Below are 15,822 nucleotides of genomic sequence, written 5' to 3' on the forward strand. Positions count from 1 at the left end.
CGCTGCTCGCCAAGACTGGCAAAGCCGACATCAACCTTGTGAACGGCATGATCAAATGCGGTTCCGGAGATACATACACCCCCCGGCTCGGCCATAGCCTCGAGGCGCGCGGCGATGTTGACGCCATCGCCGTAGATGTCATTTTCCTCTACGATGACATCACCGAGATTGACGCCGATGCGAAACCGGATGTGGCGGGGGTCGGAGGTGCCCGGGTCTCGGACAGCCATCCGGCGCTGAATCGCGGCAGCGCATTGGACGGCATCAACGACGCTGGCGAATTCGACCAGCGCCCCGTCTCCCATGAGCTTGATAATCCGACCGTGGAATTCCTTGATCGCGGGGTCGACCAGTTCTCGACGGCAACCCTTCAGTCGTTCGAGCGTGCCGACCTCATCCTCGCCCATGAGCGTGCTGTAGCCGACCACGTCGGCAGCAAGGATCGCGGTAAGCCTTCGCTCCATGTGCGGTTGTCCTGCCTCCCTAGCTCAAAGCTTCGCTGAGCGTATTCGACTGGCGTTTCGAATGCGAGCATGCTTGGCCTACTGGACAGCGATAATGCAACCACGTCGTTTTGAAGACATTGCCCTCATGGCTTAGCCTTGTGCGAAACCGGATGTTGCCGCATGGCTGATGTGGGTCGAGATCGGCCTCTGTCGTTCTTAACTGACCACAAGCGGACTTACTGGTCCCGGCCCCAAGGCTGCCGGACCGCAATGCGCCTGATCTCGGCCGTTGCAGCCACCTTTGATACCTTCTGAAAGCAGACGTTGACGGCGACCACGCTGGAGTTCGCAGTGCGCACTGTGCGTTACGACGAGTATGAGGTGACCGGCCTAACCGCGTGGTCGGGCGGTCGAGCCGCGGACCAAGAGTTCGACCGGTATGATCACCTGGCTCGGGGCGCCGTTTGCAAACACCGTCGTGGCGGCAAGTCTCCCCTTCCCGACAATGTCTTGAGCCACTGTCGTGAGCGGGGGCGTGGTGCGCGAAGACTCCGCAGTGCCATCGAAGCCGACGACAGACATGTGTTCGGGTATCTTGATATTGCGCCGACGCGCTTCGTCCAGGACGGTGATTGCCTGCCAGTCCGACATAGTCAAGATCGCCGTTGCTTGCGGAGCCCGGTCGAATACGACCGCTCCGGCCGAAGGCTCACCTGGGGTCGTCTCGATGATCGGGACATTGTCGATTGACAGACCGAGCTCAGCCAAACCCTGGGCGAAGCCGAAAAGTCTCTCCTGATCGAGTTGAAAACCGGCAGAGATAGCGCGCGGGGAATTGCCAGGCAAATGGACGATGGGTGACCCCGATGTGCGCCGAATGGAAAGGATTGCAAAACGCCGATGTCCAAGAGCAGCCAGATGCCTGATGGCCGCCAGCGCCCCGCTCCTGCCGTCTATCCGGATAGAATTGACGTCCGGACCGGCATCGCTCTCGAGGATGACGAAGGGCAGCCGCCGGCGCCGTAAAGACGCAATCAACTCGATGTCCGCGCTGTGGCCCAGAATGAAGCCGTCAACCAAGGCCTCTCGAATGGTGGAAGTGCGTGTCTCGTCCGTACCATTGACCAAACTCAATGTCGCTCCAGCCTCGTCACAAGCAAGCGAAACGCCAAGCACCAGCTCGCGCAGATATGGGCTCCTGATCATATCGGCAATGGCGTATGCGCCCGGGGGGATCAGGCCTATGGCGTTGAACTTGCCGTCGCGCAGCACGCGTCCCCTCGGGTCGGGGCCATCATAACCAAGCTGACGCGCCGCGGCCTCGACGCGCTGGCGCAGATCGGATCGCACCAGATCCGGATGGTTGAATACGTTGGAGACGGTGCCGCGGGAGACTCCAGCGAGCCGGCCGACATCGGCGAGCGTAGGCATTTTAGAAGCGTTCATTTCCCTCAATTAGACAATTTCTTGGAGCGCTCCAAGTTTTTTCTTGACGCTAGGTCCAAAATGTTGGAACTTGCACTTGGAGCGCTCCAAAAATTGAAAGTGGCAGTTCGGCATCTGTCCCGAGCATCGGCCGAGCTGATTTCGAAAATCATCAAGGAGGATTAGGATGGCTACCACCAATGGTGCTCCGACCTCGCTCGTCGGAAAGACTTTTGATTGCTCATTCGGACAGTTCGTACCGAGGTTGACGGTCCTGTCGCCGACCGAATTGCGGGTGCAGGCGACGATCGGCGCTACCGAGATCGACGAGGTGGTTCAGAGCAATCTGACCGGCGTTCGACCCGGACTTTTCATCATGAGTTGGACCGAGCAAGGCGGCAACTTCGTCGTGCAGGTTCAAGATCACGAGAACCAGATCGTTCATAACTATGCGCGACTGGCGGACGGGCAGCAGTTCTGCGCCCAAGGCACAATTCAACCAGTGACGACGGCGTGAGGGCCGCCTGTCTATCTGAGAGGAGAATTACGCCATGACTACCAAGGTGATCGACCAGACCGATCCTACGCAGTGGGATCCAAAGCTTGACGCCGTTATCGCGGCTCCCGGAAACCATAAGGTGTTGTTTGAGAATGACCGGCTACGTGTGCTTGAGGTAATCCTCAAGCCCGACGAGGAAGAGCCGACACATCACCACCGCTGGCCTTCAGTATTCGTGTTCGATGAGGTGGAAGGCCCTATCCACGACTTCGCGCCGGATGGAACCATGATGCCGCCCAATCGAGATGTCATCCAGGCGGTTCAGGCATGGGACGGTCAAGGCTGTCTCGTGGTGCATATGGCCCCCCAACCAGCGGGTCGCGTGCTCAACGCTTCGAGCAAGACCCTGCATGGTATCCGTGTCGAGATGAAGTCATAAAGCAGACGTGATCCTGGCCACCGGAACTCGCGCACGCTGAACGTCCACTTCTGACGGATTGAAGCCTTAAAGCTGCCAGTTGGCTTGCGGTCCCCAAGGTTGCCCGACAGCTTTGCGCTTCATCTCAGCCGTTGCGGACAGATTTGCCACTGATTGAAAGCGGGCATCGCGGCGACCACGCTGGTCGTCGCTCGCGACTCAGCGCGATCAAAGCTCCCACGGCGAGACGAGGGTCGCACCGTACACCCGATTTTGATTGTGCGTCAGCGCATTGGCAGGATGTTCTGGTTGAGGCGGAACAGATTGTCCGGATCGTATCTGTGCTTGATCTTGGCGAGCCGCGCGTAAGCCTCAGCGCCGAAGGCGTCGCGGACGAGATCCGATCCTTCGCCATGGCCGGGGAAGTTCAGATAGAGGCGGCCGGTCGAGTAGCGCTGCATGTCCTGCCAGAAGCTGCGAACCCAGCCGATGTTCGCATCGTCCTCGTTAGCGCCTGGCCAGATGGCGTCGAGGCTGAGCATGAAGGGCATGGAGCGGTCGCCGAAGGCAGTCTCATCGGCTGCAACGCGCTGGACGAAACCGCCGAACTTCCAGATCGAGGCGAAGGTCATTTCGGAGGGGCGCTTCGCCATCCAAGCAGTGGTCTCCCCGACGACCTCGTCGTCGAGGCGCGAAAGGTAAGTGGATTTCCAGTAGCAGCGGTCGCGGCCTTTCGGGAACAGCCCGTCATAGAGCGACTGGATGGTGCGATATGGCATGCGGCCGCTGAAATCGACGAGCGGTTCCCCAAAACTGCGCAACGGCGCCACGACCCGTTCGCCCTCGTCGGCCGGTCCGTCATAGACATGCGCGAGCGCCAGGACGCGCCGGCCCCTTGCATGCTCGGCAATCGAGGGGTCGTCGGGCAGGGTGGAGAACTCGGCCAGGCCGCTCAGGCGGTCGGGTGCGGTCTGCATGAAGTCGCGCCAGAGCGGAATGATCTCGTTGGCGCGCTCCTCGGGATAGGCCGGACCGCATAACATCAGCTCCGGTTCGATCGGGTGCAGCTTGAACTCGAAGCTCGTCACCACGCCGAAATTGCCGCCGCCGCCGCGTAGCGCCCAGAAGAGATCCGGGTTCTGCGTCGCGTCGGCATGGATGAGCCGGCCATCGGCGGTCACCAGATCGGCGGCCAGCAGATTATCGACGCTGAGGCCGTGGCTGCCGCGCAGCCAGCCGATGCCACCGGAAAGCGTCAGGCCGGCAACGCCCGTCGCCGAGATGAGACCGCCCGGCGTGGCGCGGCCAAGCGGGGTGGTGGCCGCATCGACATCGGCCCAGGTCGCGCCGCCCTCGACGAGGGCACGGTCGAGGCCGGACGCGACCCGCACGCCCTTCATCAGCGACATGTCGATCATCAGGCCGCCTTCGCAGACGGCGTAGCCTGCAACATTGTGGCCACCCGAGCGGATCGCGATCGCTAACCGATGCTCGCGCCCGAAATTCACCGACGCCACGACATCGGCAGCACTCCGGCAGCGCGCGATGAGGGCGGGACGGCGGTCGATCATGCCGTTCCAAACGACCCGCGTCGCGTCATAGGACAGGTTCGACGGCTCCAGCACCTCGCCGCACAAGATGGAACGGAAGCTATCGATGCTCGATTGTGCAAGGGTAGCGGTGGCGGCCATGTAGCGGTCTCCTCGTTTGACACACGCTAGCGCGGCGCGGGCACGGCCGCTAAAGTCGAAAATGCTGGAAGGCGGTCATTTCTGCCATGGTTGAACAGGCGAGACCATTGAATGTGGCGATCCTTGCCGCTCCGGAGGCTACCGCCTCCACGATCTACGGCATGTTCGACTTGTTTTCCTCGCCCGGCAGGGATTTCCTGTTCATCACCAGCGGAGCCGCGGGCACGCCACGCATGCGGCCCTATGTGGTCGCCGGGGACGGCAGCCCGTTTCGCGCGGCAAACGGCATCTGGGTGCGCCCAGATCACAGCCTTGCCGATTGCCCGCCACCCGACATCGTCTGTATTCCAGATTTCTTCGTCAATCCGGGCGAAAGCGTTGCCGGGCAGTATGACGCCGAAGCCGCGTGGCTGAAGCGAGCGCATGACGACGGCGCCATGCTGGCCAGCGCATGTTCGGGCGCGGTGCTGCTCGGTGAGGCCGGGCTGCTCGACAATCGCGAGGCCACCATTCACTGGGGCTATGTCGAGACGCTCACGAACAACTATCCCGGCGTGAAGGTGAAGCCGGGCCAGTCGCTCGTGCTGAGCGGCGAGGCCCAGCGCATCGTCATGGCCGGGGGCGGCTCAAGCTGGCAGGATCTCGCCCTCTATCTGATCGCGCGCTTCGTCAGCCTCAGGGAGGCGATGGAGGTCGCCAAGGTCTACATGCTGCAGTGGCACGACATGGGCCAGCAGCCCTTCGCAGCGCTGATGCGCTTTCGCCAGACCGACGACGCGGTGATCAACCGCTGCCAGAAATGGGCCGAACGCAACTACCGGACCCCTTCGCCCGTCACCGCCATGACCAAGCTGTCAGGCCTGTCCGAGCGCTCCTTCGTGCGCCGCTTCGCAAGGGCCACGGACATGAAGACAATCGACTACATCCACGCGCTCCGGCTCGAAGCGGCCAAGGAACTGCTGGAGACCGGCGACCTGGCGGTCGAGGGTGTGGCCAATGAAGTCGGCTACGAGGATGCGAGTTTTTTCGGGCGTCTCTTCCGCCGCAAGGTCGGGCTGACGCCGGCGCAATATCGCATTCGTTTCAGTGCTCTCCGGCGAGTTCTGAGCCGCGGTTGAATCTCAACCGTCTAGGCGCGATGCCATATTCCGCTATGCGCCGCAATTCGGCCATTGGGCCGAGCTCTGCCGCCGATTGAAGCGGACTCTGGTAGCTGGTTGCGCGTAGGCAGGGGTGCCACGTTAGAGCAAACCCAGGTGTAGGGCCGGAGGGGATCGTGGCGCGCCCAGAACGAAAGCTTGTGGCGGTTTTGGCAGCAGAAATGACCGAAGCGCCGTAAGATTGCGGCAATCCTGGTGGCGGACATCGTCGGGTTCAGCCGTCTGGGGCGAAACGACCAGGATTGTAGGCCCCCTTCACGCACACTTCTTGCGCTCAGCCACCTCGACGCTAAGGCGGAAAGCCTGGCCATCCGCATAGGAGCGTGCGTAGCTTTCTGCCTCGAAAGCGAAGGTCAGCGTGTTGCTATAGGCCGGCACGCGGACGGTCCAATTTCTTGTAGCGGATGATTTCGAAAGCATGCTCGGGCGATTCCATAGTTCCTCCCGCGATCACCGACGAGAGCTCTCAGATAGCGTCGCAAAAACCTTTGAATGCAAACCATCCGACACATCGGTGTCGTAATGTTTCAACGTTGCCCAAAGCTCCGCCAGTCCGGCCGGTAACCAAACAGTTCAGGCGGCGCTCCACATCATCAGCGCTTTCGCGACTCCGTCGAGAAGATGGTCAGCGTCAGATTCATGCTCGTAAAGCATGCTGGCCCGGATCGACTCCAGTGGAGTGTAGGATGGCGCGATACGCTTGAGTTCCGAAACGAGCCGCGATACCGCGTCCTGGTTGCCCAACTTCGCCTGTGCCGCCGCCAGCCATGTGAGCCTTACGGCCGAAGTCATGGGCAACATCGACCAACTGACAACGGCTCCCTTGTAGTCTCCCGCCGCGTATTGGGCGAATGCACGGTCGGAATGATACCAGTCTGGATGTATCGGATTGATCTGAACCGCCTTGTCGATCCAGGTCAGGGCTTCGAAAGGCTTGCCCCTGATGGCAAGCAGATAGCCGATCTGCGCGATCGTGTCCGCATCGAAGGGATTGAGGTCATAGGATCTTCGAAAGTGCCGCTCGGCGGCATCGTATGTGCGCGTGCACAGCAGTGCTTGGGCAAGAATCCGATGGCAGCGAGGCTCCTCTGGTGCGAGTCCTACCGCGAAGCGGGCTTGCTCTACTATGTCGGCCAGCACCTCCGGAGGAGCCATTCCATAATCGCCGATAATCAGGTCGGCAAATGCAAGGTATGAGCGCGCGAGCGCATAATGCGTATCCTTGGTGACGGCCGCAGCAAAGTAGTTCCGTGCTGCCTGATTATCGTCGGCGCCGTAGCCACGCAAATGCACCAGCCCCTTGAGAAGAAGCTCATAAGCCGCCAGGCTTGCTGGAGGCTTTGGACGGGCGCGCGTCAAGCCCGCATCGTCGAGCCGTGCGACAAGACGGTTCGTCACACGCAGCGCGATCTCTTCCTGCATGTCGAAAACAGCTGAGCCCGATGCTGTGAACTTCTCGCCCCACAAGACCGCGCCGTTTGCCGCTTCGATGAGGTTGATCGCCACCCGTACGGTGCCGTCGCGAAGGCCCATGCGTCCCCGAACCAGGAAGGTTGCCCCGAGTCTCCTGCCGACCTCGGTCCAGTTGCCGGGGTCCTCCGACGCAAAGGAAAAGCTTGAGTTGCGCGCCAGGACAACAGCAGTGCGAAATCGCGCCAGAGCGTTGACAATGTCCTCGGCAAAACCATCGACCAGAGGCGTGTCAGTCGCATCGCCTTCATTAGTGAAGCGCAGCACCGCTACAGAAGGCAGGTCGGACGGCGGCCTCGCCGGCGCGCCAAGCGGTGAAAGGAGGTAGCCGCGGCCTGAGACGGTGCGAATTATACTTTGTGAGTCATCGCGCAGCGCCTTGCGCAACTCGCGCACGCCTTGGGTGAGCGAGTCTTCGGTTACAAACAGCCCAGGCCAGACGGACTCCATCAGCTCCGACTTGCTGACGACGTGCCCTGTTTTTCCAACGAGATGGCTCAGGAGTGCAAATGTCTTGGGACGAAGTTTGACGGGATGACCCTGGCGCAACAGCAAGCCGCGCGAAGTGTCAAACACGCACTCGCCGATTGCTATGCTCCCTGATTCTGTATGCGACATTCAGAAGCGCTCTGCCAAACCGAGCCGGGCTCGTCGACATACAGGGGCCATCCGCGCTTACGGTCAAGACCTTTGCCGCAGCCGCAGGTTCTGCCCCCTCAGGCACGGGTTCATGGCGAGCCAGGGCGCCCAACTCTAGAAGTTCGAAGAAGGTGCCGGGCATTGGCGCGCAGGCCAAGCTGTTGACCCCACTGAAGTACAACTCGTAAAGCTCTTGCCGTATGCGGAGCCTTTCGACGTCGTTTTCCATGATGGCCACTCCCTAGATTGTAGGGATCATGGCGCATGTGGAGCGGTGCGTACCGGCGAAATTCTGAAACTTTTCTGAAACCTGGTCGCTGGAGTACAGATCGGCCGGCGCCGAGAAGCCAATGACTGGCTCGCCGGCGGCTATCGCGAAATGCGATCACGCGAATCGGGCGAACTATTCCTCGTCTTCCACTCTCGGCGAGGCGCCTTGGGTCGCTGCCTCGATGCGATCGACGACGCGCAGCTCTTTACGATGGCGAGGAATTCAGCTGCCAGGTGCTTGAACTTCACCGCGCCCCCAGAGCGAAGATCCTCGCCTTCGATATCTCTCAAGGGCATGGAAGTTGCGGCAGCGCCTTTGAGGAACCGCAAATATCCCGCTGCAGCTCGTCTTTCGTTCGTTCAGGGTGTGAGGCCGCCACATGATTGAAGACCCACCGCTGCTCACCATCAAAAGCCGTTTCGAACGGCCTGCGGCAGAGATCATCAGTGCCTTTTCCGGCTTGCCCGTGAGCCTAGTCCTAGACGCCATGGGCGGGCGAGGGGCGTTGCACCAGGGATTAAGGCACTCTCGCCAGGTACTGCGATACTGGCCGATATCATCGTTGCGGCCACCGACAGCTTTGCTGGTGCGGCGGTCACTGAGGATCTGGTCCTTGGCATGGTGCGAAACAAGGGGTGCGCCTGCCTCGTGCGCGATGTTGTCGGGATCGAGGCGGGCGGGTGCCGGTTTACTGTGCCGGGATCGTCGCGAACTCGCCGGCGCGCAATGGTCCAGGCACGGCCGGGTTCCCGGTGGTACTGGGAGGAATGACCATCTCGCGGGGAGACATACTGGTCGGCGACCGCGATGGTATCGCCGTGGTGCCTCGCCTCGAGGCTGAAACGGTGCTGGCGCGGCTCACCGTATCAGGGCGGTGAGAAAACTCTTGATGGCCTGGTGCGGCAAGGTCTCGCCCGATTTCGCCGAGGTCATCATCAAGTCTGACAGGACGCGCTTCGTTGACTGAAAATTTTCAACGGCACCTAAGGTCCGCCTCGCCAACAGATCGTGGTTGCCGTAATTCACTTCCAATCAGATCCCGCGCTGCTTTGTTTGAGGCTATCTCGGAATTCACCTATCGAACGTCGCCTTCGAAAACGGGATTTTGTAATCTGTGCTATGCCACTTAGTCGACAGGAGTGGGCAAAGTGAGCCAGACGCGGAAACTTGCGGCGATCCTGGTCGCCGACGTGGTCGGATACAGCCGGTTGGCGGGGTCGGACGAAGATCAAACGCTGGCGCGGCTACGGGCGCTCCGGAGCGATCTCATCAATCCGACCATCGCTGTCCACAATGGGCGCGTTGTGAAGCTTATGGGTGACGGCACCCTCGTAGAGTTCCGGAGCGTTGTTGACGCCGTACGCTGTGCAATCGAAATGCAGAACGGCATGATTGAGCGCAACGCTGGCTTACCGCCCGGGCGACGCATTGAATTTCGCGTCGGCATTCATCTCTGCGATGTTGTCGAGGAGAGCGACGGCGATCTGATGGGAGATGGTGTCAATATTGCCTCCCGTCTAGAAAGCATCGCTGAGCCGAACGGCATCTGTTTATCGGCCGCCGCTTACGAACAGGTGCGCGACAAACTGAAGGAAGAATTTGTCGATCTGGGCGAGAAAGAGCTCAAAAATATCGCACGCCCGGTGCGCACCTATCGCCTATGTATGCGCGACACGGTCCCAAAAACCGATCTGGCTGCGACTGCCGGGTCCTCCGAACAGCTGGCGCTGCCCGACAACCCTTCGATTGCTGTCTTGCCATTCCAGAACATGGGCGGCGACCCCGAACAGGAATACTTCGCCGACGGCCTTGCCGAAGACATTATTACTCGGCTGTCGCGTCTTCGTTGGCTCTTCGTGTCCGCCCGGAACTCTTTGTTCACCTACAAGGGAAAAGCGGTCGACTTAAAACAAGTCGGTCGAGAGCTTGGTGTGCGGTATGTGCTGGACGGAAGTGTAAGGCGCTCAGGTCATCGACTCAGGATAAGCGCGCAAGTCAGTGACACATCGACCGGGGTACAAGTGTGGGCTGAACGATACGATGTGGAATTGTCGGAATTCTTCGCGCTTCAGGATCAGATTGCCGAAAGTGTCATCGCTACGATCGAGCCGCGGCTCTACACGGCGGAACAGCAACGCTTTCAGAGCAGGTCCCCCACCAATCTTGACGCTTGGGGATTCGTCATGAAGGCGATGCCATATGTCTGGACCTGGAGTTCGGCTACGGAAATCGAGATTGCACAGGGATTTCTGAAGCAGGCTACGGACCTCGATCCTGACTATCCCCGCGCCAACAGCCTGTTGGCGTGGGCTCACGCGGCCCGCGTTTTGTCAGGATGGGCCAACGCAGCAGACATTCTGCCCACCTCTCGCGCCCTCGCGCAGCGGGCAATCCAAGGCGACCCCGAGGACCCGTGGACGCATTTAGCGGCAGGGTTTGTCCACATGATTTCGCGCGGCTTCGACTCTGCTGTGAGAGAACTAAATGAAGCGATCGAGCTAAACCCGAGCTTCGCCTTTGCGCATTCGATCCTGGGCTCAACTTACGGATATGGGGGCATGCCCGCCGAGGGGCTCGACCATCTTGAAATCGCGGGTAGGCTAAGTCCTCGCGATCACACATATGCTGCGAATTTCTCCATCCTTGGCTTATGTCATTTCATGGCTGGACGATATGCAGACGCGGTCGAATGCGAATGTCGCGCGGTTGAACTCCGGCCCCATTTTGGGTCTGCATGGCGGACGTACGCGGCGGCCGCTGGGATGGCCGGTGAAATGGACATCGCGGTTCATGCGCTTTCGCAGGCCAAGCGCCTTCAACCGTCCCTATCCCTTCAATGGGTAGACAAGTTTCATCCGATCGTTCACGACAAGCACCGGGCTCTCTATGTAGAGGGGCTGCGCATTGCCGGGCTTCGATAGTTGCGGATCGTGCCGTGCTCGTAGCTCGCTATCGGACCTACTATACCGCACGAGCGTGCGCTCAGCGCCTCAACTCGGTTGTCAAAGCTTCGGTGGGTTTCTTCCAACAGCAGACGTTCCTCACGATGAATCCGAAGAGCCGGCCGACCACTTGGAAGTATGCATTCGAATCGCTTCGGCGCGCTAGATCTCTGAAACCAAGGCGCTACTGGGGATGGCCCTGAGTTCGGCTGATCAATTGCCGCCGTCAAAACGGCTTCCGATCCCGGGGCTCTCCCTTCTCACCAATTTCCCGTGCGGTTCTGCGCTGCACTCTGGAGCGCGCGAGAGGCGGACCTATCGAAGCTGTCGGCGCAGGCCGCTTCGACGTCCGCTTCGGTCAAGCCAACGTCCCGCAGAAGGAAGTTGGACAGGTGACCGAGCCCGCGCTCTATGTTGCGGCGGGTCCTCCACTCACGGACAAGGGCCAGCAGGCGTTCGAGCGGAGGGTCAAGAAAAGTGCCCGGCAAGCGCCGTGCGGTCTGGCCTATTGTCGTTTGCGTCATGTTACGCCAAGTCATGGTGAACCTCCGTTGATCGGGAATGCGAATGGCGATCACGTGACGGCAGAAGGCGAGAAGGCGCCAGGGCAGCTTCGGAAGCGTTCCGCTTCAGATTGTGAACTGGCCTCAGACCTCCGAAAGGCCTAACCTGCGGCAAAGGAGCGGTCAGCCATGACGCGACGGCCTTACGGACTGGTCTGCCCGATCTCGCACGCCTGCGAGTTCCTGGAGCCACGCTGGACAATTCAAATCCTGACCGAGCTCTGGAACGGCTCGACCCGCTTTAATGACATTCGCAAGGGGGTGGGCAACGTCTCGTCCGCCCTCTTGTCGAGGCGGCTCAAGGAAATGGAAGCGTTGGGCCTGGTCGAGCGCGTCGAGGACGAGGCGACGGGCACCATCAGCTATTTCCGTACCGAAAAGTCGATAAGGCTCGAGCCGGCGATGAACGCGCTGGCGGAATGGGCGCAATGCAACATCGAGGCGGAGATCGCGCTCGCCGACGTGGATGTTTCGACCCTCATGTGGGCCGTGCGGCGAAAGATTGACCTCGCTGAACTGCCGCGGCGGCGCGCCGTCATCCGCTTCCATTTCCGCGACGATCCCCCACCGAGGTGTCCCCATTACTGGTTTGTGGTCGAGCCAGGCTCAGACTTGCCCGAGCTATGCACGCTCGACCCCGGCCGGGACGTCGATCTTTACGTCGAGACCGGCGTTGTTTCGCTGGGAGCCATCCTGGAGGGCCGCTCCAGCATCGAGCGTGAGAAAGAGAGGGGCGGCCTTTTCCTCATCGGCGACCCCGGCCTCGCGCGAAGCATGGACCGTTGGCTTCGAATCTCGGTCTACGCGGCGCTTGAGGGAATCGTCCAGCTTCCTTGAAAGCCATGTTTGGAGTGCAGCCTTATGCAACCCGCCCAGGACGACAAAGCCATTTGGCTGGCCTCAAAAGCTATGGTGCAATCGTCCGTTGTTGATTGCTGCTCAGTTAAAGCCGCCAGTCCGCATTCGGCCCCAATGCTGCCCGAGGAGCAATGCGCCTCTGAGGTGACCAGAGTGAAGAAGCTAGGCCAAACCCGCACGACGGGCGCCTTCTCTGATTGCAGCAATGGCGACAGGATTGGTAACCGGATAGGTTCTGATGAACACCTCAGCCGTGAAATTCGGGAACTCGTCCTTCAGTCGCGAATTGATCCTGGCGACCTGAGGAGTTTCATTGAGCATCGCATGAGCCATTGCCAGAAACAGAAGGGTGGCGGGCGAATCTGGCGCAGATTGACGTAGCGCGACCAGTGATTCACGGTAAAAGCCAAGAACGTAGCTGCATCGAGCGAGCATTCCATGATACCAGGGAACATAAGGATTTAGCCGGACCGCTCGCTTGGCCAGTTCGTAGCCACGCTTCGGGTCGCTGCCAACAAGAGCAAGGCTACCCGCAAGAAAGGCAAGTGAGTCCGCGTCATTTGGAGCAGCCACCAACACTCGGTCATGTTCTTCGACAGCAGCTTCGACATCGCCCTGCAATGCCCGAAGATCGGCAAGCATTATGCGGGCGTAAATGTCGGACGGATCGAGCGCCAGCGCTTGCTTGACACATTGGCTCCAGCTCTCGATCGAGCCGGAAAGGTTGTCGGTAAACCCGTTGATAGCTTCCACAGCATGCGCAAGTGCCAGCGCGGTCCAAGCTCTTGCTAGACCCGGGTCGAGTTCGATCGCACGCGCCAGTAGCCGTATCGCCTCCTTGTTCGACTCACGGGTGAAAAGGTGCTTCTGCTCAAGCCCAAGCAGATAGCAGTCATAGGCCTGCAAACTTGCTGGAGCCTTCCGACGAGCCGCATCGCGTCGCAGATTGGCGAGCTGACCGTGGCAAGTTGCAAGGACATTGATGACGTTTTCGGTCACGCTGTCCAGCATCGCAAACAGGTTGTTCGCGGAACGATCGTAACGCATCGTCCAGACATCGACCCCTGTGTGGGCGTCGACGAGTTGGACGCGGATGCGCACCCGCTGCCCGTCCACTTGAAAACTTCCCTCGATCACATAGTCGGCATTCAACTCTCGTCCGAGAGCTCGCACGTCAACATGCCGTCCCTTGTAGGAAAGCATTGTTTGGCGGGCGATCACCGCAAGGTCCCGGTAGCGAGAGAGATCAACTATGAGGTCCGCCGACAAACCATCAGCGATACGAGTCCAGCGTTCTTCTCCGCTTAAATTGTCGAACGGGAGAACTGCGAGGACCGGCGGACCCGGCTCATCGGTCGAAAGACTTCCGGGTGGTGCATGGCTGCGGTCCTGCTGGCGGTGATCGGCAAGTAACCCAGCAAGCGCCACTTTACTACGAACATCGAGCTTCCGATAAATGGCCGAAAGATGGGTCCGAACGGTGGTAGGCGCTATGAAAAGTGTTTCGCCGATTTCGCGATAAGTCATGCCCTCCGCAAACTTTGCCGCGACCATCAACTCCCGATCCGATAAGCCGGCGAGAGGATTGCCTACGGCGCGAAGCATCGTTCCATTTTCCTTGCTGCCGACCTGTGGCCAGAACCCGATGGCCTTACATCAGGATGAAAATACTACAGATGCGATATCGAAAACACTGCATTTGCACGATTCCATGCGACGGGTCAGCATCCTAGTCTCTGCAGATCGGCAGGGCAGGTTGCTTGGCAGGCCTGGTCGATTCAGAACACGGAGGGCTCCATGACAAAGTTGTCTGTCTTGACCGTAATACTGGTGCTTTTGGTGTCGGTGGGGCGATGCTTGTCCGAAGGTACCCAAACCAACAGCAAACTGACTTCCGAAGAAGCGGTGAAAGCTGCCAGCTCTGAACTGTATTCCGACATTCTCGTGCGAGCATGCAGGAACGGATGGCGGTATCCGCGCAGCTACATCGAAAATGGATTCAGGCGCCACCTGGCGGAGCTGAAACTGCAGCTTGTCGATCAGGGTTACAGTTTCGTACCCAACATGACCGCGAATGATCTGCCCGTCCGAGGACCGATATCTGAGACCAAACGCCGTCTGGTTGGCTCGCGCCAATTCAGCTGTTCCCACCCATACTGGCGCGATGAATGACTCCACGCGACGGTGTGCAATCTGACAGCCTGATTTCCGGCGGTTCTCCCTAGGTTGGAAGGAGGCGTTGACGAATGGCAGGTTGTTATTCGAGGAGGAGTGACACTCCTCCTGGAGCTGTAAACAACGTCATGGAATGACCGCTCTTCGGCTGCGTGGCTCCACAAGCTGCCGATCCGCTACCGGCCCTGTTCCAGCCGTCAAGGTGCCGGCCGGTAAGAGCGCCCGCTAAACTTGGTCGTCAAAGCAGCGTATTCGTCAGTTGACAAGGCAAACTTCGCTCGATGACCGTGAACTCGAACGGCAGCTTACCGACGAGCGCTTCCTAGAAGCAGACCGTCCGGATACGGCTCCGAAGCTGCCGGACCGCTTTGCGGGTCATCTCAGTCGTAAAGTTGCATTTTCGTTGCCGGGAAGCAGACATTTTCTGCAAGGCGCTTCGAAGGGTTGGATAGGCTAGGCTCACGCGGACCTAGACCAGGCGAAGTTTATCTCGAGCGATCTGCCACGCCGATTCGACATGTCGCCGTGCCGCCGCTTCCGCTTCATCGGGCTTGCGCGCCCTTATCGCATCCATGATCTCATTCATCTCGGTGATCGCCGCTTCGCGCCGGTTGGTCGAGACGATGGTCATCGAACGAAGCTGGTTGATGCGGACATTCAGCCCGGAGACGATTTCCCAGGCGACACGCTTGTCGGCGGCCTCGAACAGCGCCTCGTAGAATTTGGTCGTCGCCCGCATCACCGCAGGCGGCGTCGCCGACGCCCACGCATCGAACAAATCCGCCAGCGCCCCTTCGAGCCTTGCCAACTGCTCGCCGGTGGCCGACAGGGCACAGGCTCGGGCCGCGATGCCTTCAAGCAGAGCCCGAAGCTCGTAGATCTCGTCGGTACGGCCGAGGTCCGGCCTGGCGACGGCCGGCCCATGCCCAAGGATCATCTGCACGAGCCCCTCTGCCTCCAGCTGCCGCAGAACCTCACGCACGACGGAACGGCTGACGCCGAGCTGGTCGCAAAGCGGCCGTTCGACGAGCCTTTCGCCAGGCTGGAAATGGAAATCCATGATCGCTTCGCGCATGCGCTCCAGCGCCAGCGTCCTCAAGGTCTTGGCGCTGCGGTCGATGCGAAGGTTGTCGTCTGGCATGTATGCCTCCTGCGCCCTACCAAAACAGATTCGACGCCCGGTTGACAAGGTACTTGGCGCTCCATATCATGGTATACCATAAGATGACAGCGGGATTGGACGTTCCGAGGCATCACCTACCCGA

Annotated in this window: 15 protein-coding genes; 7 read left to right on the forward strand and 8 right to left on the reverse strand. The window is 60.0% G+C overall.

Annotated features, from left to right (window positions below; all coding sequences use genetic code 11):
- Both NKK50_RS12745 and NKK50_RS12750 read right to left on the reverse strand, forming a co-directional pair.
- Positions 1–464: adenylate/guanylate cyclase domain-containing protein (locus NKK50_RS12745; RefSeq protein WP_352543523.1), on the reverse strand; the 464-nt coding region annotated here is incomplete at its 3' end.
- A gap of 372 nt (positions 465–836) precedes the next feature.
- Positions 837–1,892: a LacI family DNA-binding transcriptional regulator gene (locus tag NKK50_RS12750; RefSeq protein ID WP_023825156.1), complete on the reverse strand. Its 1,056-nt coding sequence runs from the start codon at positions 1,890–1,892 to the stop codon at positions 837–839.
- 166 nt (positions 1,893–2,058) lie between these two features.
- On the opposite strand from NKK50_RS12750, the gene NKK50_RS12755 reads away from it, so the two are divergent.
- Together NKK50_RS12755 and NKK50_RS12760 are read left to right on the forward strand one after the other, a co-directional pair.
- Positions 2,059–2,388 (forward strand): MoaF-related domain-containing protein, encoded by a 330-nt coding sequence (locus tag NKK50_RS12755; protein ID WP_023699226.1) that lies wholly within the window; start codon positions 2,059–2,061, stop codon positions 2,386–2,388.
- 34 nt (positions 2,389–2,422) lie between these two features.
- Complete coding sequence (locus NKK50_RS12760) at positions 2,423–2,809, forward strand: hypothetical protein (RefSeq protein ID WP_023699225.1); 387 nt, start codon at positions 2,423–2,425, stop codon at positions 2,807–2,809.
- A 263-nt stretch (positions 2,810–3,072) separates the two neighbouring features.
- Here NKK50_RS12760 and NKK50_RS12765 read toward each other — a convergent pair whose 3' ends face one another.
- Positions 3,073–4,479: an FAD-binding oxidoreductase gene (locus tag NKK50_RS12765; RefSeq protein WP_023716192.1), complete on the reverse strand. Its 1,407-nt coding sequence runs from the start codon at positions 4,477–4,479 to the stop codon at positions 3,073–3,075.
- A gap of 113 nt (positions 4,480–4,592) precedes the next feature.
- Between NKK50_RS12765 and NKK50_RS12770 the strand changes: the two genes are divergently transcribed.
- On the forward strand, positions 4,593–5,597 hold the full coding sequence (locus tag NKK50_RS12770; RefSeq protein ID WP_245260153.1) for a GlxA family transcriptional regulator: 1,005 nt from the start codon (positions 4,593–4,595) through the stop codon (positions 5,595–5,597).
- 297 nt (positions 5,598–5,894) lie between these two features.
- On the opposite strand, the gene NKK50_RS12775 is transcribed toward NKK50_RS12770, so the two are convergent.
- On the reverse strand, positions 5,895–6,017 hold the full coding sequence (locus NKK50_RS12775) for a hypothetical protein (RefSeq protein WP_023825152.1): 123 nt from the start codon (positions 6,015–6,017) through the stop codon (positions 5,895–5,897).
- Positions 6,018–6,212: 195 nt separating this feature from the next.
- Positions 6,213–7,685, reverse strand: coding sequence for a winged helix-turn-helix domain-containing protein (locus NKK50_RS12780; RefSeq protein WP_023829984.1), 1,473 nt, complete (start codon positions 7,683–7,685; stop codon positions 6,213–6,215).
- A 1,014-nt stretch (positions 7,686–8,699) separates the two neighbouring features.
- Between NKK50_RS12780 and NKK50_RS12785 the strand changes: the two genes are divergently transcribed.
- On the forward strand, positions 8,700–8,897 hold the full coding sequence (locus NKK50_RS12785; RefSeq protein WP_196813640.1) for an RraA family protein: 198 nt from the start codon (positions 8,700–8,702) through the stop codon (positions 8,895–8,897).
- A gap of 270 nt (positions 8,898–9,167) precedes the next feature.
- On the forward strand, positions 9,168–10,940 hold the full coding sequence (locus NKK50_RS12790; protein ID WP_023716187.1) for an adenylate/guanylate cyclase domain-containing protein: 1,773 nt from the start codon (positions 9,168–9,170) through the stop codon (positions 10,938–10,940).
- A gap of 281 nt (positions 10,941–11,221) precedes the next feature.
- On the opposite strand, the gene NKK50_RS12795 is transcribed toward NKK50_RS12790, so the two are convergent.
- Entirely contained in the window at positions 11,222–11,500 is a 279-nt protein-coding gene (locus NKK50_RS12795; protein ID WP_023716186.1) for a YjiS-like domain-containing protein, read from the reverse strand.
- Between the two features lie 153 nt (positions 11,501–11,653).
- Between NKK50_RS12795 and NKK50_RS12800 the strand changes: the two genes are divergently transcribed.
- Complete coding sequence (locus NKK50_RS12800; protein WP_023716185.1) at positions 11,654–12,361, forward strand: winged helix-turn-helix transcriptional regulator; 708 nt, start codon at positions 11,654–11,656, stop codon at positions 12,359–12,361.
- A gap of 183 nt (positions 12,362–12,544) precedes the next feature.
- Here the strand turns inward: NKK50_RS12800 and NKK50_RS12805 are convergent, their stop codons facing one another.
- Positions 12,545–13,987, reverse strand: coding sequence for a LuxR C-terminal-related transcriptional regulator (locus NKK50_RS12805; RefSeq protein WP_023716184.1), 1,443 nt, complete (start codon positions 13,985–13,987; stop codon positions 12,545–12,547).
- A 192-nt stretch (positions 13,988–14,179) separates the two neighbouring features.
- Between NKK50_RS12805 and NKK50_RS12810 the strand changes: the two genes are divergently transcribed.
- Positions 14,180–14,554: a hypothetical protein gene (locus NKK50_RS12810; RefSeq protein ID WP_023716183.1), complete on the forward strand. Its 375-nt coding sequence runs from the start codon at positions 14,180–14,182 to the stop codon at positions 14,552–14,554.
- A 472-nt stretch (positions 14,555–15,026) separates the two neighbouring features.
- On the opposite strand, the gene NKK50_RS12815 is transcribed toward NKK50_RS12810, so the two are convergent.
- Positions 15,027–15,698 (reverse strand): GntR family transcriptional regulator, encoded by a 672-nt coding sequence (locus NKK50_RS12815; RefSeq protein ID WP_352543524.1) that lies wholly within the window; start codon positions 15,696–15,698, stop codon positions 15,027–15,029.
- Between the last annotated feature and the right edge of the window lie 124 nt (positions 15,699–15,822).

The organism is Mesorhizobium sp. M0001 (assembly GCF_040324255.1).
Classification (GTDB): domain Bacteria; phylum Pseudomonadota; class Alphaproteobacteria; order Rhizobiales; family Rhizobiaceae; genus Mesorhizobium.